Source organism: Reyranella sp., assembly GCF_017305915.1.
Lineage (GTDB): Bacteria > Pseudomonadota > Alphaproteobacteria > Reyranellales > Reyranellaceae > Reyranella.
In genome coordinates this window covers 162,127-181,862 of sequence record NZ_JAFKJN010000013.1, presented here as the reverse complement: position 1 = coordinate 181,862, position 19,736 = coordinate 162,127, and the positions used below count along the sequence as shown (strand labels likewise).

20 protein-coding genes and 1 tRNA gene are annotated in these 19,736 nt (G+C 67.7%); 9 read left to right on the top strand and 12 right to left on the bottom strand.

Annotated elements, in window-relative coordinates; all coding sequences use genetic code 11:
• Positions 1–7: 7 nt before the first annotated feature.
• Positions 8–721 carry an ABC transporter ATP-binding protein gene (locus J0J01_RS12285; RefSeq protein ID WP_296380917.1) on the bottom strand — a complete coding sequence of 238 codons (714 nt, stop codon included), beginning with the start codon at positions 719–721 and terminating at the stop codon, positions 8–10.
• Positions 721–1,509, bottom strand: coding sequence for an ABC transporter ATP-binding protein (locus J0J01_RS12280; RefSeq protein WP_296380916.1), 789 nt, complete (start codon positions 1,507–1,509; stop codon positions 721–723). The genes J0J01_RS12285 and J0J01_RS12280 overlap by 1 nt, the downstream gene beginning before the upstream one ends.
• Positions 1,510–1,930: 421 nt before the next feature.
• On the opposite strand from J0J01_RS12280, the gene J0J01_RS12275 reads away from it, so the two are divergent.
• Positions 1,931–2,890: an EF-hand domain-containing protein gene (locus J0J01_RS12275; protein ID WP_296380914.1), complete on the top strand. Its 960-nt coding sequence runs from the start codon at positions 1,931–1,933 to the stop codon at positions 2,888–2,890.
• Positions 2,887–3,900: a hypothetical protein gene (locus tag J0J01_RS12270; RefSeq protein WP_296380912.1), complete on the top strand. Its 1,014-nt coding sequence runs from the start codon at positions 2,887–2,889 to the stop codon at positions 3,898–3,900. Before J0J01_RS12275 ends, J0J01_RS12270 begins: the two co-directional genes overlap by 4 nt.
• A 6-nt stretch (positions 3,901–3,906) precedes the next feature.
• Here the strand turns inward: J0J01_RS12270 and glmS are convergent, their stop codons facing one another.
• Both glmS and glmU read right to left on the bottom strand, forming a co-directional pair.
• Complete coding sequence (gene glmS, locus J0J01_RS12265; protein ID WP_296380910.1) at positions 3,907–5,730, bottom strand: glutamine--fructose-6-phosphate transaminase (isomerizing); 1,824 nt, start codon at positions 5,728–5,730, stop codon at positions 3,907–3,909.
• Positions 5,731–5,746: 16 nt separating this feature from the next.
• Complete coding sequence (gene glmU / locus J0J01_RS12260; RefSeq protein WP_296380908.1) at positions 5,747–7,105, bottom strand: bifunctional UDP-N-acetylglucosamine diphosphorylase/glucosamine-1-phosphate N-acetyltransferase GlmU; 1,359 nt, start codon at positions 7,103–7,105, stop codon at positions 5,747–5,749.
• Between the two features lie 54 nt (positions 7,106–7,159).
• On the opposite strand from glmU, the gene J0J01_RS12255 reads away from it, so the two are divergent.
• From J0J01_RS12255 to J0J01_RS12235, 5 genes are all read left to right on the top strand, one after another.
• Positions 7,160–7,861, top strand: coding sequence for an HAD-IA family hydrolase (locus J0J01_RS12255; protein WP_296380906.1), 702 nt, complete (start codon positions 7,160–7,162; stop codon positions 7,859–7,861).
• 35 nt (positions 7,862–7,896) lie between these two features.
• Positions 7,897–7,971: transfer RNA gene (locus J0J01_RS12250), tRNA-Val, on the top strand.
• Between the two features lie 31 nt (positions 7,972–8,002).
• Positions 8,003–9,103 (top strand): SGNH/GDSL hydrolase family protein, encoded by a 1,101-nt coding sequence (locus J0J01_RS12245; protein WP_296380904.1) that lies wholly within the window; start codon positions 8,003–8,005, stop codon positions 9,101–9,103.
• Between the two features lie 30 nt (positions 9,104–9,133).
• The gene (locus J0J01_RS12240; protein ID WP_296380902.1) at positions 9,134–10,189 is read left to right on the top strand and encodes a 2OG-Fe(II) oxygenase; all 1,056 of its coding nucleotides are present in this window, start codon (positions 9,134–9,136) and stop codon (positions 10,187–10,189) included.
• The gene (locus J0J01_RS12235) at positions 10,186–10,557 is read left to right on the top strand and encodes a hypothetical protein (RefSeq protein WP_296380900.1); all 372 of its coding nucleotides are present in this window, start codon (positions 10,186–10,188) and stop codon (positions 10,555–10,557) included. The genes J0J01_RS12240 and J0J01_RS12235 overlap by 4 nt, the downstream gene beginning before the upstream one ends.
• A gap of 1 nt (position 10,558) precedes the next feature.
• Here J0J01_RS12235 and J0J01_RS12230 read toward each other — a convergent pair whose 3' ends face one another.
• Genes J0J01_RS12230 through thpR form a run of 3 tightly spaced genes read right to left on the bottom strand, consistent with a single transcriptional unit; the run spans position 10,559 to position 12,165 of the window.
• Positions 10,559–11,032 (bottom strand): VOC family protein, encoded by a 474-nt coding sequence (locus J0J01_RS12230; RefSeq protein WP_296380898.1) that lies wholly within the window; start codon positions 11,030–11,032, stop codon positions 10,559–10,561.
• 38 nt (positions 11,033–11,070) lie between these two features.
• A complete protein-coding gene (locus J0J01_RS12225) occupies positions 11,071–11,499 on the bottom strand; it encodes a GyrI-like domain-containing protein (RefSeq protein ID WP_296380896.1) in 429 nt (142 codons plus the stop codon).
• Between the two features lie 48 nt (positions 11,500–11,547).
• Entirely contained in the window at positions 11,548–12,165 is a 618-nt protein-coding gene (gene thpR, locus J0J01_RS12220) for an RNA 2',3'-cyclic phosphodiesterase (protein WP_296380895.1), read from the bottom strand.
• A 38-nt stretch (positions 12,166–12,203) separates the two neighbouring features.
• Between thpR and J0J01_RS12215 the strand changes: the two genes are divergently transcribed.
• Entirely contained in the window at positions 12,204–12,347 is a 144-nt protein-coding gene (locus J0J01_RS12215; protein ID WP_296380894.1) for a hypothetical protein, read from the top strand.
• Here the strand turns inward: J0J01_RS12215 and J0J01_RS12210 are convergent.
• The 5 genes from J0J01_RS12210 to J0J01_RS12190 all read right to left on the bottom strand — a co-directional run bounded on the left by J0J01_RS12210 (position 12,340) and on the right by J0J01_RS12190 (position 18,486).
• Positions 12,340–13,131 (bottom strand): fumarylacetoacetate hydrolase family protein, encoded by a 792-nt coding sequence (locus tag J0J01_RS12210; protein ID WP_296380892.1) that lies wholly within the window; start codon positions 13,129–13,131, stop codon positions 12,340–12,342. The two genes, J0J01_RS12215 and J0J01_RS12210, sit on opposite strands and share 8 nt — an antisense overlap.
• 20 nt (positions 13,132–13,151) lie before the next feature.
• A complete protein-coding gene (locus J0J01_RS12205) occupies positions 13,152–13,595 on the bottom strand; it encodes a GtrA family protein (RefSeq protein WP_296380891.1) in 444 nt (147 codons plus the stop codon).
• Positions 13,596–13,717: 122 nt separating this feature from the next.
• On the bottom strand, positions 13,718–15,964 hold the full coding sequence (locus J0J01_RS12200) for a 3-hydroxyacyl-CoA dehydrogenase NAD-binding domain-containing protein (RefSeq protein ID WP_296380890.1): 2,247 nt from the start codon (positions 15,962–15,964) through the stop codon (positions 13,718–13,720).
• Positions 15,965–15,979: 15 nt separating this feature from the next.
• Positions 15,980–17,191, bottom strand: a complete 1,212-nt coding sequence (locus J0J01_RS12195; protein WP_296380888.1) for an acetyl-CoA C-acetyltransferase — start codon at positions 17,189–17,191, stop codon at positions 15,980–15,982.
• Positions 17,192–17,343: 152 nt separating this feature from the next.
• Positions 17,344–18,486, bottom strand: coding sequence for an acyl-CoA dehydrogenase family protein (locus J0J01_RS12190; RefSeq protein ID WP_296380885.1), 1,143 nt, complete (start codon positions 18,484–18,486; stop codon positions 17,344–17,346).
• Positions 18,487–18,906: 420 nt separating this feature from the next.
• Here J0J01_RS12190 and J0J01_RS12185 point away from each other — a divergent pair, with 420 nt between their 5' ends.
• Complete coding sequence (locus tag J0J01_RS12185; RefSeq protein ID WP_296380884.1) at positions 18,907–19,659, top strand: dienelactone hydrolase family protein; 753 nt, start codon at positions 18,907–18,909, stop codon at positions 19,657–19,659.
• Positions 19,660–19,736: the final 77 nt, after the last annotated feature.

Genomic DNA, 19,736 nt, shown 5'->3' with positions numbered 1-19,736 from the left:
CCCGATCTCAATAGCCCAAGTACGACTTGCGCACGTTCTCGTCGTTCTTCACGACTGCCGACGGGCCCGACATCACGACCCGGCCGGTCTCCAGCACGTAGGCGTGGGTGGCGAGGTCGAGCGCCAGCGCGGCGTTCTGCTCGACCAGCAGGATGCTGACCTTCTCCTCCTCGTTGATGCGGCGCAGGATCTTGAAGATCTCGACCACGATCAGCGGGGCGAGGCCGAACGACGGCTCGTCGAGCAGCATCAGGCGCGGCTTCAGCATCAGCGCGCGGGCGATCGCCAGCATCTGCTGCTCGCCGCCCGACAGCGTGCCGGCCTGCTGCTGCACGCGCTCCTTGAGCCGCGGGAAGTAGCCGAATACGCGCTCGCGCTCGGCCGCGACGACGGTCTTGTCCCTGTTGGTGTAGGCGGCGATGCGCAGGTTCTCGTCGACGGTCAGCGTGGTGAAGGTGCCGCGGCCTTCGGGCACGTGGGCGATGCGCAAACGCACGATCTCCTCGGTCGCCATGCCCTTGAGGTCCTTGCCGCCGTAGCGGATCAGGCCGTCGGTGCGGACCATGTTGCAGATCGCGCGCAGCGTCGTCGTCTTGCCGGCGCCGTTGGCGCCCAGCAGCGTGGTGATGCCGCCATCGGCCAGGTCGAAACCGACGTCGTAGAGCGCCTGGGTCTGCCCGTAATAGGCCTTCAGTCCTTTCACTTCCAGAAGCGACGGCATCACGAGGTTCCCAGGTAGGCGCGGATCACCTCGGGATCGCGCTGGACTTGTGCCGGCGTGCCGTCGGCGATCTTCTTGCCGAAGTCGATCGCGACGACCTTGTCCGACACCGACATCACCAGGCTCATGTGATGCTCGACCAGCAGCACGGTCACGTGCTGGGTGTCGCGCACGCGGCGGATCTGGCCCTTCAGGGTCTCGATCTCTTCGTGGTTCAGGCCGGCCGCCGGCTCGTCGAGCAGCAGCAGCTTGGGGCTGGAGGCGAGCGCGCGGGCGAGCTCGACGCGCTTGCGGATCGGGAACGGCAGCGGACCGGCCAGCGCCGCGGTGAACGGCACCAGGTCCATGAAGGCGATCAGCTCCTCGGCGCGCTCGGCGATGCGGCGCTCCTCCTGCTCGACCTTGCGCAGGCGGATGGCATTGTCGAAGAAGCTGGTGCTGCTGCGGCTGTGGCAGCCGACCTTGACGTTGTCGAGAACCGACATCCTGTCGAACAGCGCCACGTTCTGGAACGTGCGGCCGATGCCGATGTGCGGGATGTCGTGACGCGGCCGGCCGAGGATCGACTGGCCCTCGAACAGCACGTCGCCGCTGTTGGGCGTGTAGAGGCGGCTCAGGCAGTTGAAGAGCGTCGTCTTACCGGCGCCGTTGGGGCCGATCAACCCGGCGATCTGGCCGGGGAAGACATCGAAGGTGACGCCGTCGAGCGCGACGATACCGCCGAAGCGCACCGAGACGTCTTGAACGCTTAGCAAGGGCGCAGCTGTGGATGGAGCAGGAGTTGCCATGTGATTTTCGGTTTCGCAGCCAGGCGCACACCAATACGCCGTCACCGCGAAATTACCCTTGCCTCCCAAGTACTTGCGACCCTTCTTCGGAGTCTGTGCGCGGGCACGATGGACGATTGCGCAGTTGCGCGCAACCCCACAGGTGGTCGCGCCACGGATTTGGCGCGATTGTGACGTACGATGACGTCGCAGGGCGGACGTTGACAACGCACCGCCTGCGCGACGATACGAAAGCCCCTCCAGCTTGCGGAACCTGCTGCCGATGCCTTGCCTGCTCAGACCCGTTCTCTTCATCGCCGCAGCCGCACTGACACTCCCCGCCGCCGCCCAGACCCCTCCGACCCAGGGATGGCCGGCCAACCGGCCGCCGGCGACGCCCCAGGGTCAGGCACCGACTGCGCCGCAGGCGCCGCCGCCGGCCATGCCTGCGCCGCAGGCGGGCACGGCCGCCCCTGCCCCGGCACCCCAAGCCAATGCACCGATCCCGCTGCCGAGCTGGTTCACGGAGATCGACACCGAGAAGAAGGGCGAGGTGAGCCGCGCCGACTTCCTCAAGTACCGCATGCGCACCTTCATGGAGCTCGACACCAACAAGGACGGCAAGCTCAGCCTCGACGAGTTCCTCAAGGTCGCCGAGCCGCCGTTCAGCCATGACGCGCCCAACCTGCCCAACCTCGAGGAGCGCAAGGCGCGCGCGCGCACGGAGTTCCAGAACCTCGACACCGATCGCAACGGCTTCGTCGAGCGCGCCGAGGCCGAGGCGCTGGTGCACGCCGAGTTCAACCAGTACGACATGGATCGCGACAACAAGATCACCGAGCCCGAGCTTCGGCTGGTGGTGCAGGGCACCATGCGCCGCGAGGAGCAGGCGCGGCGCGAAGCCGAGGCGCGGCGGCGCCAGGGCATGGTCGCGATCAACGACTTCATCGACATGCAGCTTCGGAGCGCCGACCAGCTCGACAAAAACAACGACGGCAAGGTGAGCCAGGCCGAGTACGCCATGCTGGCCGGTCCCGCCGACGGACCACAGGCCCAGGGCCTGCCGCCGTTCGAGCTGCGCAAGAAGATCGCCATGATCAAGTTCGGCGAGATCGACACCAACAAGGACGGCATGCTCGATCGCGTCGAGCTCACCGCCTACGCGGTCAGCCAGTTCATCAAGATGGACCTCAACAAGGACCACTTCCTGAACGAGGAAGAGTTCAAGAAGGCGGCCGAGGCCGAGCAGCACAAGATCCGCGCCATCGTCCAGACGATGATGCCGGCCCAGCAGGCGCAGCCGCGGCCCGCCCCGGCCCCTGCCCCGCAGCGCCCGGCTCAGGCCGCTCCGCCGGCGGCGCCGCAGGGCCTGGCGCCGGGCCTGCCCCAGGGCACGCGGTGAGGCGCCCGCGCGGCGCGGCGCTGAAGGCCCGTCGTCTTCCGCTTCTTCTCGCCGTCGCCGCCGCGACGGCGTTCGGCGGTCCCGCCGCCGCCCAGACTTTGCCGGTGCCTCCGCCCCAGGCCAACGCACCGGTGCCGCTGCCGACCTGGTTCCACGAGATCGACACGGCCAAGAAGGGTGAGGTGAGCCGTGCGGACTTCGTGAAGTTCCGCATGCGCACCTTCGACGACCTCGACGCCAACAAGGACGGCAAGCTCACGCTCGAGGAATACCTCAAGATCGCCGAGCCGCCGTTCAGCAGCGACGGGCCGGGCAAGCCCGGGCTCGAGGAGCGGCGCACGCGCGCTCGCGCCGAGTTCAAGACGCTCGACACCAACGGCAACGGCGCCATCGAGCGCGTCGAGGCCGAGATGCCGTTCCATGCCGAGTTCAACCAGTACGACACGGACCGCGACAACAAGATCAGCGAGCCCGAGCTGCGGCTGATCGTGCTGAACTCGCTGCGCCGCGAGGAGCAGGCGCGGCGCGAGGCCGAAGCGCGCAACCGCGCCGGCAAGATGTCGATCAACGAGTACATCGACATCCAGCTGCGCGAGGCCGACCGGCTCGACAAGAACAACGACGGCCGTATCGCGGCGTCGGAGTACCAGAGCCTCGCCGGCGCGGCCGACGGCCCGCAGTCGCAGAACCCGCTGCCGTTCGAGGTCCGCCGCAAGCTCGTGATGATGAAGTTCACCGAGATCGACACCAACAAGGACGGCGTCCTCGACCGCGTCGAGCTCACCGCCTATGCGGTCGGCCAGTTTCTCAAGATGGACCTCAACAACGACCGCTTCCTGACCGAGGACGAGTTCCGGAAAGCCCAGGAAGCCGAGATCGAGAAGATGCGGAACATCCTGCCGACGCTGATGCCGGCACCGCAGAAGGGCGGCTCCGCGCAGCCGCCCAAGCCCGCGCCCGTTCAGCCGCAGGGGCCCAAGCCCGGCCTGCCGCAAGGCACGCCGCGCTAAGGCGCCCTACTCGACCGTCACGCTCTTGGCGAGATTGCGCGGCTGGTCGACGTCGGTGCCCTTGGCCACCGCCGTGTAATAGGCGAGGAGCTGCACCGGCACGGTGTAGAGGATCGGCGCCACCACCGGATCGACCGGCGGCAGCGTGATCGAGGCCGCGGCCTGCGCGCCGAGCCGTGCCACGCCCGCGGCGTCGCTCATCAGCACCAGCTTGCCGCCGCGCGCCTTGACCTGCTCGAAGTTGGACGCGGTCTTGTCGAAGATGCTATCGGACGGCGCGACTACTACTACCGGCACCAGCTCGTCGATCAGCGCGATCGGCCCGTGCTTCATCTCGCCGGCGGCATAGCCCTCGGCGTGGATATAGGAGATCTCCTTGAGCTTCAGCGCGCCTTCCAGCGCGATCGGGAACGAGGTGCCGCGGCCGAGATAGAGCACGTCGCGCGCCTCGGCGAGGATGTCCTCGGAGATGCGGCGGTACTCGTCCTCCTTGTTGAGCGTCTCGTTGACCAGCGCCGGCAGCTCGATCAGGGCATGAGCGATCTTGGCCTCGTCGGCTTCGCTCAGCGTGCCGCGGGCGCGGCCGGCGGCCATCGCGGTCGCCAGCAGCACCGTGAGCTGGGTGGTGAAGGCCTTGGTCGAGGCGACGCCGATCTCGGGGCCGGCCAGCGTCGGCAGCACGGCGTGCGATTCTCGGGCGATCGCGCTCTCCGGCACGTTGACCACCGACAGCAGCGTCTGGCCGTTGGCCTTGGCGTAGCGGATCGCCGCCAGCGTATCGACCGTCTCGCCCGACTGGGAGACGGCGATGCAGACGCCGTCCTTCGGCATCGGCGGCTCGCGGTAGCGCAGCTCCGAGGCGACCTCGGCTTCCACCGGAAGGCGGGCGAGCTGCTCGAACCAGTACTTCGCCACCAGGCAGGCATAGTAGGCCGTGCCGCACGCCGTCATGGTGAGGCGGCTGACCTTGCTCCAGTCGACCGGCATCTGGGGCAGCGTGACCTTGCGCGTCGAGGGATCGAGGTAGCTGTGCAGGGTGTCGCCGATCACCGCCGGCTGCTCGTGGATCTCCTTGAGCATGAAATGGCGGTGGTTGCCCTTGCCGATCATGGCGCCCGAGATGCCGCTCTGGCGGATCTCGCGCGTCACTTCCCGGGCGCCCTGGTAGACCGTGCAGCCGTCGGCGTTGAGCACGACCCAGTCGTCGTCCTCGAGGTAGCTCACCCGCTTGGTGAACGGCGCCAGGGCGAGCGCATCGGTGCCGACATACATCTCGCCGTCGCCGTAGCCGACGGCGAGCGAGCTGCCGCGGCGGGCGCCGAGCAGGATGTCGTGGCGGCCACTGAACAGCGCGACCAGCGCGAAGGCGCCGCGCAGGCGGTCCATCGCCTGGCCCATCGCCTGCTCGGGCGACATCTGCTTGTCGAGCAGCGAGGTCAGGAGCTGCGCCACCACCTCGGTGTCGGTGTCGCTGTCGAAGCGGCGGCCTTCGGCGACCAGCTCGGCCTTGAGCTCCTGGAAATTCTCGATGATGCCGTTGTGCACGATCGCCACGCGGTCGGTGGCGATCGGATGGGCGTTGCGCTCCGACGGCTTGCCGTGGGTCGCCCAGCGGGTGTGGCCGATGCCGATGATGCCGGGCAGCGGCTCCTGGCCGAGCCGCTCCTCGAGCCGGACCAGCTTGCCCTCGGCGCGGCGGCGCTCGATATGGCCGTTCACCAGGGTGGCGACGCCGGCCGAATCGTAACCGCGATATTCAAGACGTTTCAGCGCATCGACCAGCAAGGGCGTGACCGGCGCCTTGCCGATGATCCCGATGATCCCGCACATCCCCCGACCCCGACTGCTATTTCCCCTTCCGCGCCTTGGCGGCGGCGGCCCTGGCCTGAAGTTTCGCACGAAGCGGGCCGGCGCGCCCCTTCTTTGTCTCCTGGCGGGCGCGGCCAAATGCCAGCGCGCCGGGCGGCACGTCGTCGGTGATCACGCTGCCGGCGGTGACGTTGGCGCCCTTGCCGACCTTGACCGGGGCGACCAGCGCGCTGTTGGAGCCGACGAAGACGTCGTCGCCGATCACCGTGCGGTGCTTCCCGTAGCCGTCGTAGTTCACGAAGATCGTGCCGGCGCCGATGTTGCTCGCCGCGCCGATGTCGGAATCGCCCAGATAGGCGAGATGGTTGGCCTTGGCGCCGCGCCGCATGCGGGTCGCCTTGAGCTCGACGAAGTTGCCGATATGGACGTCCTCGGCGACGTCGGAGCCCGGCCTCAGGCGCGCGAACGGGCCGATGATCGCGCCGCTTGCGATGCGCGCGCCTTCGATGTCGCAGAAGGCGTTGATGCACACATTCGACGCTACCGTGACGCCGGGACCGAAGCGCACGTTGGGGCCGATCGTGACGTCGCTGCCGAGCCTGGTGTCGGCCGACAACCATACCGTGTCGGGATCGAGCATGGTGACGCCCGCCGCCATGGCTTCGCTGCGCAGGCGCTGCTGCATCGCGCGCTCGGCCATCGCGAGCTCGGCGCGCGAGTTGACGCCCATGAATTCCGCTTCCTCGCCGGCGACAGCTATCGCGTGATGGCCGGCGGCGCGGGCGATGCCGACCACGTCGGTGAGATAGAACTCGCTCTTGACGTTGTCATTGCGCAACGCGCCCAGGAACGCCGCGATCTCGGTGCCGGCGATGCACGTGACGCCCGAGTTGCTGAAGGCGATCGCCTTCTCCTCGGCGTTGGCGTCCTTGCTCTCGACGATCCTCTCCAGTGTGCCGTCCTTGACGACCAGCCGGCCGTAGGGCGACGGATCGCGCGCAGTAAAGCCCAGCACCCCGACCGAAGCCTTGCCCTTGCGGCAGGCCTCGACCAGGCGCTGCAGGCTCGCCGCGGTGATCAGCGGCGAATCGCCGTAGACCACCAGCACCGGCCCGGAATGCCCGCGAAGCTCGGGAAGGACTGCCTTCACGGCGTCGCCGGTGCCTTGCGCCTTCTTCTGCACCGCCGTCGGATGGGGCGCGAAGGCCTTGGCCACTGCCTCGGCTCCGGGCGAGATCACGCCGACGATCTTCGCAGGTTTCAGCCTGGCAACGGCCGCCAGCACATGCGCCAGCATCGGCCGGCCCGCGACCGAATGCAGCACCTTCGGGAGCGCCGACTTCATGCGGGTGCCGGCCCCCGCCGCCAGCACCACCACCGCTATGGGGGATTTCATGGCAGCCGGATGCCATGCGGCCGGGCGTCCCGCAAGATGTGTTAAGGAAGGTTCATGCATCCGAACGCCGACAACCCTCTCGCCAGCCGCTTCGATACGGTGATCTACGACCTCGACGGCACCCTGATCGACAGCGCCAAGGACATGCAGGTGGCGGTGAGCCGCGTCCTGGCCGACCACGGCCTGCCCGAAGTCACGCTCGACGACGTGCGGATCTTCATGGGCCAGGGCAGCAAGGTCACCATGAACAAGGCGTTCGCCAAGTACGGCGAGAAGCTCGACGACGGGCAGCTCAGCGCCGTCACGGCCGAGTTCGTGCGCTATTACGAGGCCGATCCGGTCAGCAACACCACCGCCTTCGCCGGCGTCTCCGACGTCGTCGCCCGCTTCGACAGGCTCGGCCTGAAGCAGGGCGTCTGCACCAACAAGTTCGAGCGGCCGTCGCGGATGATCCTCGAGCATCTGAAGCTGATGCCGCCGATCGCCGACCTGGCCGGCGCCGACACCTTCCCGGTCCGCAAGCCCGACCCGCGCCACATCCTGATGCTGGTCGAGCGCATGGGCCGCTCGCCCGACCGCGCCGTGATGGTGGGCGATTCGATCCACGACGTGCATGCCGCCCATGCCGCCGGCCTGCCGGCGGTGCTGGTGAGCTGGGGCTACACGACCACCCCCGCCAGCGAGCTCGGCGCCGAGGCGGTGATCGAGCGGTTCGACGCCCTGCCGCAGGCCCTGGAGCAGCTCGCCGCCCGTTGACGCCCGCCACCGGAGGCCCTATACGCGCGCCTTCCGGGCGCGTAGCTCAGCGGGAGAGCACACCCTTCACACGGGTGGGGTCGTAGGTTCAATCCCTACCGCGCCCACCATCGCCCCAGTCCGATTCCATTGGATCTTTGCGTGCGCAAGATTGGGACGGTGGTCCGCCAGGCCGCGATCATCCTGGCCATTTACCTGGCGATCGATTTCGGGCTGGCGCAACTTCTGCCGGCCGAGTGGCTCGATCCCGGCAAGCGCGCCAACCGCATCGACGAGGCGGTGCACGACCTCGACATTGCCTACGATCATGCGTTCAAGCCCGACGTCACGGTCGACCGGCAGTTCGGCCCGATCCTCTATCGCTTCCAGTCGGACCGCTTCGGTTTTCGCACTGGCTCGTGCGCGGGCACCGACGCCGACCTCGCCGCCGGCAAGCCCGTGGTCCTGCTCGTCGGCGACTCCTTCACCGAGGGGATGGGGCTGCCGTTCGAGCAGACCTTCGCCGGCCTGCTGGCCTGCGACTGGCGCCAGCAGGGCGCCGCCGTGTGGAACCTCGGCGTGCAGTCCTACAGCCCGCTGATCTACGGCTATCGGGTGCGCGATGCGGTCGACAAGCTCAAGGTCAAACCGCGCGACGTCTTGGTCTTTCTCGACGTCTCCGACATCGTCGACGAGGCGCTGTCCTATGCCGAGAAGGACGGCCGCGTCTTCAGGGCCGAAACACAGCCCGGCGCGGAGGCCGCGGCGGCGACCTTCCGCAGCGAGCTCGGCACGTACCTGCAGAGCAACTCGGTGACCGGCGCGCTGGCGATGATGCTGCGCACAGCCTGGCAGCAGAAGCGCGGCCAGGCCCTCACCAACCATTCGCGCGGCGACTGGCCCGACGATCCGGAGCAGATGAAGGCGTTCGGCGAGCGCGGCCTCGCCCTCGCCGCCGAGCGCATGGACCGCCTGGTCGGCTACTGCAAGGACTGGAACTGCCGGCTGACGCTGATCGTCTATCCGTGGCCCAATCAGATCGCCCACGACGATCGCGACAGCATCCAGCTCCGCTACTGGCACGATTGGGCGCAGCGCAGCGGCGTGCGGTTCATCGACGGCTTCGCGCCCTTCTTCGCGCCGCCCAAGGCGGCCGCGCTGCACGATCTCTACCTCACCGGCGACGTGCATTTCAGCGCCGCCGGACACCGCCTGATGGCCAGGACCGTGGCCGACGCGGTGAAGGCCGCGGGTGGCCTCTAGCCGGCATATGCTGCTAAGTATCGGCCGACAATGACCAGCGCGCCCACCTTCAGACCCGGCGATCGCGTTCCCGACTTCATCCTGGCGGGCCTCGACGGCAAGCTCCGGAAATTCATCTGGTCGTTCACCGGCAAGCCGGTAGCCCTCCTCGTTGTCGACGAGCTCAAGACGATCGATCCCGAGCCTTTTGGAAACTTCGCGAAGTCCTGCCTGGATGCGGGCGTCGGCGTCGTGGTCGCGGCGGCGACGCCGGCGGCGGCTGCGGTCCCGCTGTGGGCCAAGCTCGGCGGCGATGCCGACGGCCGGCTGCTGCTGCTCGACGGCGAGCGCAAGGTCGTGCCGATGCTGCTGGCCCAGGGCGGCGGCGTGTCGTTCGGCCAGTCGGGCCTGGGCCTGCGTCAGCGGGTCATCGTGCTCGACGCCAACCAGCGTGTCGCCGGCACGTTCGACAGCCGGCCGCTGGTCGCGGCGGCGGAGGCCGTCGGAAACCTCGCGAGCTCGGTGCGCAGCGACGGCGGCGCCGACCAGGTGATCCGCACCCCGGCGGCGCCCGTGCTGGTGCTGCCGCGCGTGTTCGAGCGCGAGTTCTGCACCCAGGTAATCCGCCTGTGGGAGAAGGGCGACCACAAGGACTCCGGCGTCTCGAGCCGCTACGGCAATGTCGGCATGCTCGAGCTGAAGCGCACCGAGGACTACCAGATCAACGAGCCGATGATGCAGAAGGCGATTTCCGACCGCCTCGCCTGGCGCATCGGGCCGGAGCTGGTGAAGGTGTTCGCCTACGACCGCGAGTTCACCTTCGACGCCCATGTCGTGCTGTCCTACAGCGATACCGGCCAGCACTTCTTCGGCGCCCATCGCGACAACGGCGCGCCGACCACGGCCGACCGGAGCTTCGCCGTCTCGCTCAACCTCAACGACGACTTCGAAGGCGGCGAGCTGGTCTTCCCCGAATATTCCGGCGTCAAGGTCAGCCCGCCGGCCGGCGGCGCGGCGGTATTCTCGTGCTCGGTGCTGCACGAGGCGCTGCCGGTGACGCGCGGCCGCCGCTTCGTGCTGACGACGTTCTTCCGGACCAGGAAGTGAGGCGTCTCCTGCTCGCGGCCCTGGCGATGGCGGCGACGACGGGGATGGGAGCCGTGCGGGCGCAGGAAGAGGTGCGCGCCCATATGGAAGGCTGCCTGCTGTGGAGCGCGCCCGGCGCCATCGCGGTCCGCAACGACTGCAGCCGGCCGATCACCCTGATGCTGATGACCTTCGCCGACCGACAGACCGTCACCACCGAGCTGCCGCCGGGCGGCCGCTACACCTCGCCGTTCGAATGGACCGGCGCCGGCTTCATGTTCACCGCCTGCCCGGTCGGCTTCCAGCCTAGCCTGCGGTTCGCGGTCGAGAACAAGGAGGCGATCGGCGTCAGCCTCTACAACTGCGTCAGGGGCCGCCCGACCTCTTAGCTTAGCCGCGCCGTGCCGCTTCGATCGCGGCGACGTCGATCTTCTTCATGGGCATCATCGCCTCGAAGACGCGCTTGGCCTCGGCGCCGCCGGCCGCCATCGCCTCCATCAGCACGCGGGGCGTGATCTGCCAGGAGACGCCCCACTTGTCCTTGCACCAGCCGCACGCGCTTTCCTCGCCGCCATTGTCGACGATGGCGTTCCAGTACCGATCGGTCTCCTGCTGATCGTCGGTGAGGATCTGGAAGGAGAAGGCTTCGCTGTGCTTGAACTGAGGCCCGCCGTTGAGGCCGATGCAGGGGACTCCGGCCACTGTGAATTCAACGATCAGGACGTCGCCCGCCTTGCCGGACGGATAGTCGCCGGGCGCGCGGTGGATGGCACCCAACGCGCTGTCGGGAAAGGTCTCGGCGTAGAAGCGGGCCGCCGCCTCGGCATCCTTGTCATACCAGACGCAAATCGTGTTCTTCGCCATGGCCTGTCCTTTCACTCTTAAGCTGAATTCACGTCGCCCTAGGCGAGCAGCGCGTAGAGCTCGGCGTCCTCGGTCGCGCCGTAGACTTCCCAGTTGATGCCGGCGGCGGTGAGCTTCTCGGCCTGCAGCCAGTGGAACAGCGTCTCCCAGGCACGCGGCAGGTTCTCGAAGCCGCCCTTCATCGACAGGTGCACGGCGCGGCCGGCCGGCAGCTCCGACGGCACGATACAGCCCGCCGCCGCAAAGCTTGTCCGCACGATGACGCCGATCTCCATCGGCAGCACGCTGCCGGTGGGCCGCGTCCAGCGCGTGCAGGCGGCGCCGACCGGGCCGGCATCGAGCGACGGCAGCGCCGCAGCGAGCGTCGCGCGCGCCGTCCGCTGGGTCTCGGGCAGCTTGTCGAACGGCGACGCCGCCTTGATGACGGCAGTGAGCTGGCGCTCGACGGTGACGATGCTGCAGGTCATGGCGGCCTCTTTACTTAACCTTATGGTTAAGTTTTTAGCCGCGAGCATCTAGCCTGTCAACGACCAGCGGGCGATGTGGCGATGAGTGGTACGGCCAAGCAGGCTGTGCACCAGCACCACCTCTCGCACCGTCCACTCGATCGGCTCGATGCGCTGCTCCGGTACGCGGTAGCTGTCGCGCAGCATGGTGACGTGCGGCGTGAACGGACGCGCCCGGCCGGGCTGGCCGTCGAGAGCATCGCTCAGACGTTGCTGCAGGATCTCGAGGCCGATCGTGCCATCGTCGCCGCGCAGCACGAGCGCCCCGTTCCGGAAGCTCCCGGCGCGATCGAACGAGACGCGGAACGACGGCATGGTGACCCCAGCGGCACGCTTCTTGACCTGATCGACGACATCGCGCGGCAAGCCGATGCCGTCGCCGACATGGCACAGCGTGACGTGAAGGTGCTCCGACCGGACGCCCTTGCCGGTCAGGCCGTGGCTGAGGCGCAGGTGGCGTGCCTTCTCGGCGATGCGCGCCGCGGTCGCTTCATCCGGCAAGACAGCGAAGAACAGCCGGTCGGTCGACGGCCCCATCAGGGCTTCGCGATGGCGCCGCAGCCGGCGCAGCATCAGCGCGGGCGGCTTGGGTTGTCCTGCGAACGACGGCGCGAACAGCTGCTGCATGGTCCTCTCCCGAGTCCATGTTCACTATATGTTCTATTGTGGAAAAGCGCAAGAGCGGATTGCTGGCGCCTGAAAAATCGCCCCACCTCGCCTTTCCCACCCGCATGCTGGGCACATTGCAAGCCCGCGCCCTGGAGGCCGGCGACATCACCGGCCTGGTGGTGAGCCGGAACCCTACCTGATCGTGACGTCCGTCCCGCCGAGGCCTTCGAACTCCGTGCGCGCCACACCCGTGCCCGGCAGGAACGCCGGCGGATGCACCGAGCCCGTCAGCACGTAGTCGCCCGCCTTCAGCATCTTGCCGTGCGTGTTGAGCGTGTTGGCGAGCCAGGCGAGCGAGATCAGCGCGCTGCCCATCACCGCGCTGCCGGGGCCGTTCGCGAGCTCCTTGCCGTCGAGCAGCGAGCGGCCCTTGAGGTTGGGGAAGTCGAGCGCCTGCCAGTCCTTGACCTCGGGGCCGACCACGCAAGCGGCCTGCAGCACGTTGTCGGCGATGCGGCCCGGCCCGGTCATCTTGCCCGCGTCGACGTAGCGGTTGTCGACCAGCTCCATACCGCAATGGAGATGGCCGACATGGCCGCGGATGCTGTCGGCAGTGTACGGCGCGCCGCCCGCCGGCGCGTCCTTCATGATGCGCGCCACCAGCTCGGGCTCGATGCCGGGCTTCAGCGGATAGCCCTTGTCGTAGGCCACGCCGCTCTGCTTGACGCCGCTTCCGTAGATGCAGGCGAACACCGGCCCGGAGAGCTTCAGCGGCTCGTACTGGTGCGGCAGCGTCAGCGCCACCTTCCAGCCCGCCACCTTGTCGACGCCGCCGGCGCAGATCTTGTCATGGACGGCGAACTGCACCTTGTAGGCGTCGGCCTCGGCGAGGTCGCCGATCGCGCCGGCAACGTCCATCGGCTTCCTCGAGCGCCGCGCGTCGGCGATGGTCTGGGCAAGGGCGTCGATCTGCTTGGCGTCCACGGGCATTCCTCCTGGCTCGCTCAAGTGCGAGCGAACGTTATCAGCCGGTGCCCTGCGAAATTGAACAGCGGCACCACGATCAACACCGTAAGGCTGATCAGCAGATAATGCACCCCTGCCCGCTCGAGCAGCCAGGCGATCAGCATGTTGAGGCCGAGCCCGACCGTGTTGACGGCGAAGAACATCGTCGCCTTCGCCGGCGTGAGCCGCGATCCGAAGCTCCACAGCGCGTTGCCGACGAACGACACCAAGGTCGCCAGCACGAAGGCGAGGAATGCGCCCAGGAGCACACGGCCGCCGAAGCCGTCGACCACGATCGCCATCACCGCGACATAGGCGATCGCGGCGATGCCGCCGACCATGAAGAAGCGGATGAGCTGGCGCGCCAGGCCGTCAGAGACGCCGAACCATCCGAGGATGCGGACACCCAGCCCCTCCAGCCAGTCCCAGACGGCGACTAGCATGCTCCTGTCGTCTCGACCGGAGCGCCGCGCAGCGGAGCGGAGTGGAGAGACCTTCTCTCCACCGTCCGCGGCTGTTCGTCATGACAAGGCCCCTCGGCTACGCTCGGGGCGACGGCAAGCACCTAGGCCGCCTTGGCGGTGCGCTTGCCGTAGAAGCTTTCGCCCTTGGCGGCCATGTCGCGCAGCAGCTTCGGCACCTCGAACTGCTTGCCGTACTTGCGCGCAAGCTCGTCGCATTCGGAGACGAACTCCCGCACGCCGACCTGGTCGATCAGGCTGATCGCCCCCCCGGTCTGCGGCGCGAAGCCCAGGCCCATGATCGAGCCGACATCGCCGTCCTGCGGATCGGTCAGCACGTTGCCTTCCAGGCAGCGCGCGGTGTCGACCGCCTGCACGTAGAGCAGGCGCTTCCTGATCTCGTCCTCCTTGGCGCGCTTCTCGTCGCCCTCGCCGTAGAGCCAGCGCGGGTCGGCCGGGAAATGCTTGCCGAGGTCCGGCCACAGCCGCTTCTTGCCGTCGGCCGGATAGTCGTAGAAGCCCTTGCCGTTCTTGCGGCCGAAGCGCTCGAGCTTCTTGACCATCAGCTCGAGCACGTCGTCGGCGCCCGAACCCTCGTACTTCTGGCCCGCCGCCTCGGCGTCGCGCTTGGTCTGGTCCATGATCTTCCACGACAGGTCGATCGCGACCTCGTCGTTGAGCGACAGCGGTCCGACCGGCATGCCGGCGAACCTGGCGCAGTTCTCGATCATCGGCGCCGGCACGCCTTCCTTCAGCAGGCGATGGCCCTCGGTGATGAAGGCACCGCAGACGCGGCTGGTGAAGAAGCCGCGGCTGTCATTCACCACGATCGGCGTCTTGCGGATCTTCTGCACGAAGTCCATCGAGCGCGCGAGCGTCTCGGGCGAGGTCTTCTTGCCGACGATGATCTCGACCAGCGGCATCTTCTCGACCGGCGAGAAGAAGTGCAGGCCGATGAAGTGATCCGGCCGCGACGACGCCTCGGCCAGGCCGGTGATCGGCAAGGTCGAGGTGTTGGAGGCGAACACCGCCTTGGGATCGAGCGCGGCTTCGGCCTTCTTCGTGGCCTCGGCCTTGACGTCGCGATTCTCGAACACCGCCTCGATCACGAGATCGCAGCCCTTGAGCGCGCCGAAGTCCGGCGTTGCCGTGACCTTGCCCAGCATCGCCTCGACCTTGTCAGGCGTCAGCCGGCCGCGCTTGGCGAGCTTGCCGAGCTCGTCGGCGATGTGCGCCTTGCCCTTGTCGGCGGCGGCCTGGTCGCGATCGACCAGCACGATGTCGAGGCCGGCCTGCACCGAGACGGTGGCGATGCCGGCACCCATCAGGCCGGCGCCGAGCACGCCGATCTTCTTGTACTCCTGCTTCGCCACGCCCTTCGGACGGCGCGCGAGCTTGTTGGCTTCCTGCAGGCCGAAGAACAGCGTGCGGATCATGCTGCGGGCGACCGGCCCGCGCAGCAGCGATACGAAATAGCGCGTCTCGACCTTGAGCGCCGTGTCGAACGGCAGCTGCAGGCCTTCGTAGACGCAGGACATGATCGCCCGGGGCGCCGGATACACGCCGTTGGTCTTGCCGGCGATCATCGCGTTGCCGCCGATGAAGGTCTGCACGCCCGGCGGGCTCCACACCTGGCCTCCGGGGAAACCGGGAGTCTTGAACCCCGGCTTGTCCCACGGCTGCACCGCGCGGCTGTCGATCGGCTTTCCGGACTTTCCGGCATAGGCCGGCACGACGGTCTCCTTGTTCTCCGCCATCAGCCACGCCTTGGCACGCGGCAACAGCTCGCCCGCCGGCACGACCTCGTGGATCAGGCCGAGGCCCTTGGCCTGATCGACCGTCTGGTCCTTGCCCTCGAGCAGGATCGGCGCGGCGTTCATCACGCCGATCAGGCGCGGGATGCGCTGCGTGCCGCCGGCGCCCGGCAGCAGGCCGAGCTTCACCTCCGGCTGGCCGACCCGGGTCTTCGGATTGGCCGCCGCGATGCGATAGTGGCTGGCGAGGCAGATCTCGAAGCCGCCGCCCAGCGCGGTGCCGTTGATCGCCGCGACGATCGGCTTGCCGCCGGTCTCCTGGCTGCGGAACAGCTTCTGCAGCTGGCTGAACTGGTCGGTCAGCTTGACCGCGTCCGAGGTGTCGGCATTGAGCAGCATGTCGAGGTCGGCGCCGGCGATGAAGCTGTCCTTGCCGGAGGTGAGGATGACGCCCTTCACCTTGTCGTCCTTGAGCGCCTTCTGCAGGGCCTCGGCATAAGCCTGTATCGAGCCCTCGTTGAGCACGTTCATCGTGCGGTTCGGCATGTCCCAAGTGATGGTGGCGATGCCGTCGGTGTCGACGTTGTAGTTGATCATGGTGGCCGACACTCCTTAGACGCGCTCGATGATGGTGGCGGTGCCCATGCCGGCGCCGACGCACAGCGTGGCGAGGCCGGTGTTGAGGTCGCGCCGCTCCATCTCGTCGAGCAGCGTGCCCAGGATCATCGCCCCGGTGGCGCCCAGCGGATGGCCCATGGCGATCGCGCCGCCGTTCACGTTGATCTTGTCGTACGGCATCTTCAGCACCTGCATGTAGCGCAGCACGACGGCAGCGAACGCCTCGTTCAGCTCCCACAGGTCGATGTCCTTCACGTCCATGCCGGCGCGCTTCAGCGCCTTCTCCGACGCCGGCGCCGGGCCGGTCAGCATGATCGCCGGCTCCGAGCCGATCGAGGCGAAGGAGCGGATGCGGGCGCGCGCCTTCAGCCCGGCCTTCTCGCCGAACTCCCTGGTGCCGATCAGGATCGCAGCAGCGCCGTCGACGATGCCCGACGAGTTGCCGGCATGGTGCACATGGTTGACCCGCTCGAGCTCGGGATAGCGCTGCAGGCCGATCGCGTCGAAGCCCGGCATCATCTCGCCCTGCATCTTGAAGCTGGGCTCCAGACGGCCCAGCGTCTGCATGGTCGTCTCCGGCCGCATCAGCTCGTCGTGGCCCAGCAGCTCGACGCCGTTCTGGTCGGTTACCGGGACGATCGACTTCTTGAAGTACTTGGCGTCCCACGCGGCCTTGGCGCGCTTCTGGCTCTCGACGGCGTAGGCATCGACGTCGTCGCGGCTCATGCCGTACTTGGTGGCGATGATGTCGGCCGAGATGCCCTGCGGCACGAAGTACATCGGGATCGCCACGGCAGGATCGACCGGCCAGGCGCCGCCGTCGCTGCCCATCGGCACGCGGCTCATGCTCTCGACACCGCCGCCGATCGTGGCCTGGCTCTGGCCCGACATGACCTGCGCCGCGGCCATATTGGTAGCCTCCAAGCCCGAGGCGCAGAAGCGGTTGATCTGCACGCCGGCGACGGTCTCGGCGAGGCCGGCCATCACCGCCGCGGTGCGGGCGATGTTGGCGCCCTGCTCGCCGATCGGCATGACGCAGCCCAGCACCACGTCGTCGACCAGCTTGCTGTCGAGCTTGTTGCGCTGCTGCAGCGCCTGCAGCGCGGTGACGGCGAGGCGCACCGGGGTGACCTCGTGCAGCGCGCCATCCTTGCGGCCCTTGCCGCGCGGGGTGCGGACGGCGTCGTAGATGTAGGCGTCGGTCATGGTCTGTCTCCTTCGATTCCTATTCCTCCCCATTCATATGGGGAGGTGCCCCGGAGGGGCGGAGGGGTCATGCGCCGCATCACCTGCGTGGCTTATGACCCCTCCGCCCCCGTAAGACGGGGGCACCTCCCCATTTGAATGGGGAGGAATAATTAAAGCGTCCGTCCGATCACTTCCTTCATGATCTCGTTGGTGCCGCCGTAGATCTTCTGCACCCGGCTGTCGGCGTAGAGCCGGGCGATCGGGTATTCCCACATGTAGCCGTAGCCGCCGAAGAACTGCAGGCACTCGTCGATCAGGGCGCACTGCAGGTCGGTGGTGTGATACTTGGCCATCGCCGCGGTCGGCACGTCGAGCTTGCCCTCGAGATGCCTGGCGACGCAATCGTCGACGAAGGTGCGCGCGACCAGCGCCTTGGTCTTGAGCTCCGCGAGCTTGAAGCGGGTGTTCTGGAAATCGATGATCGCCTTGCCGAACGCCTTGCGCTCCTTGACGTAGGCGACGGTGTGCTCGAGCGCCGCCTCGATCGCGGCGATCGCCTGGATGGCGATGACCAGCCGCTCCTGCGGCAGCTGCTGCATGAGCTGCACGAAGCCCATGCCGGTGCCGGGCCCGAGCAGGTTATCGGACGGCACGCGGACATTGTCGAAGAACAGCTCCGAGGTGTCCTGCGCCTTCATGCCGATCTTCTCGAGATTGCGGCCGCGCTTGAAGCCTTCGGTGCCGGTCTCGACGGCGATCAGCGAGGTGCCCTTGGCGCCGAGCTTGGGATCGGTCTTGGCGACCACGATCACCAGGTCGGCGAGCTGGCCGTTCGAGATGAAGGTCTTCGAGCCGTTGATCACCCAGTGATTGCCGTCCATCACCGCGTTGGTCTTGACCGCCTGCAGGTCCGAGCCGGTGCCGGGCTCGGTCATGGCGATGGCGGTGACCAGCTCACCCGAGCAGGCCTTGGGGATCCACTTCTTCTTCTGCTCCTCCGAGCCGTAGTGCAGCAGGTAGGGCACGACGATGTCGTTGTGCAGCGAGAAGGCCGGACCGGAAGCGAGCGCCCGGCCCTGCTCCTCGATCAGGATGGCGCTGTAGAGGAAGTCGGCGCCGGCGCCGCCGTATTCTTCGGGCATGGTCATGCCGAGCAGGCCCTGCTCGCCCGCCTTGCGCCACAGGGCGCGCGGGACCATGCCCTCCTCCTCCCACTTCATATGAAAAGGAGTGACCTCCTTCTCGAAGAAGCGGCGGCAGGACTCCCGGAAGATCTGGTGCTCGGGCGTGTAATGGGCGGCCAACGCGGTCACGTGCTTTTCCTCCCCGGCGACTCTGGGCCGGCAGCTCTTGGGGCGCCAGCAACGCTTAGGTAGTTTCCCTTTACGTAAACGTCAACTTGAAAGGTAGTGGGGTGGCAGATCGCACGAGTCTCCCTGCCCGAGACTCGCTCCAGTGCCCCGGCGACAGGGTCTTTCCGTGCAGGAGTCTCAAGTCTTGTCACTCCCCCGGGGGTGCAAAGAGCGGCGGCCCCTCCCCTCCGTCGTTCCGCCGCCTGACGACGGAAGAAGCGTACGCAGGAGGCCTCGGCAAACCATGCCGCCATTTTACCAGTGACGCCTGCCGCGACCTATTATGGACAATGGACGGCCGATTCGGCCCTGAGTTTCCGGGGTTTCCGAAGCTTCCATTGCCCATAACGAATTGTCGCCGAGACGGCCTAGGATGGCGGCATGTCCCTTGAAGAAAGCCCAATCGATTACGCCGATGGCGACGTTACCTGCCGCGGCCTGCTCGTCCGTGTCCCCACCGCCGGTCCACACCCCGGCGTCGTCCTGTTTCCCGATGCCCGCGGGCTCGGCGAGACCGCCAAGGCCAGCGCCCGCCGCCTGGCAGGCGAAGGCTTCGCCGTGTTCGTCGCCGATCTCTATGGCAACGGCGCCTTCACCCCCGAGGTGCCGCAGGCGATCGAGTGGATGAAGAAGCTGGGCGCCGACGCTGACCGCTGGCACGCCCGGGCCCGCAGCGCCCTCGACGTCACACGCCGTCATCCAAGCGTGGACGGCACGAAGCTCTCGGCCATCGGCTACTGCTTCGGCGGCACCACGGCCCTCGAGCTCGGCCGCAGCGGCGCCGCCCTCCTGGCGATCGTCACCTTCCATGGCGGGCTAGCGACTTCGCGGCCGCAGGACGCCGCGAACATCAAAGGCCGTGTGCTCGTTTGCCATGGCGCCGCCGATCCGCTGGTGCTGCCCGCTCAAGTGTCGGAGTTCGTGACGCAGATGAGCGCGGCGACTATCGACTGGGAGATCCAGGTCTATGCCGGCGTCCAGCACAGCTTCACCAATCCCGAGCTGACTGACGACAGCGTGCCCGGCCAGCGCTACGACGCCGCGGCCGATGCCCGGTCTTGGAAGGCGATGGTCGACCTGCTGCGGGAGGTATTCGACCGTCGGCCAGCGGACGGATCACCAGCACGCGGGTAACGAACTCGCGCCCCAGCATCTCGATCCGCATGATCTCTGGCGACTTGTCGGGCCGACGCTCCGGACCGTTCTCGATA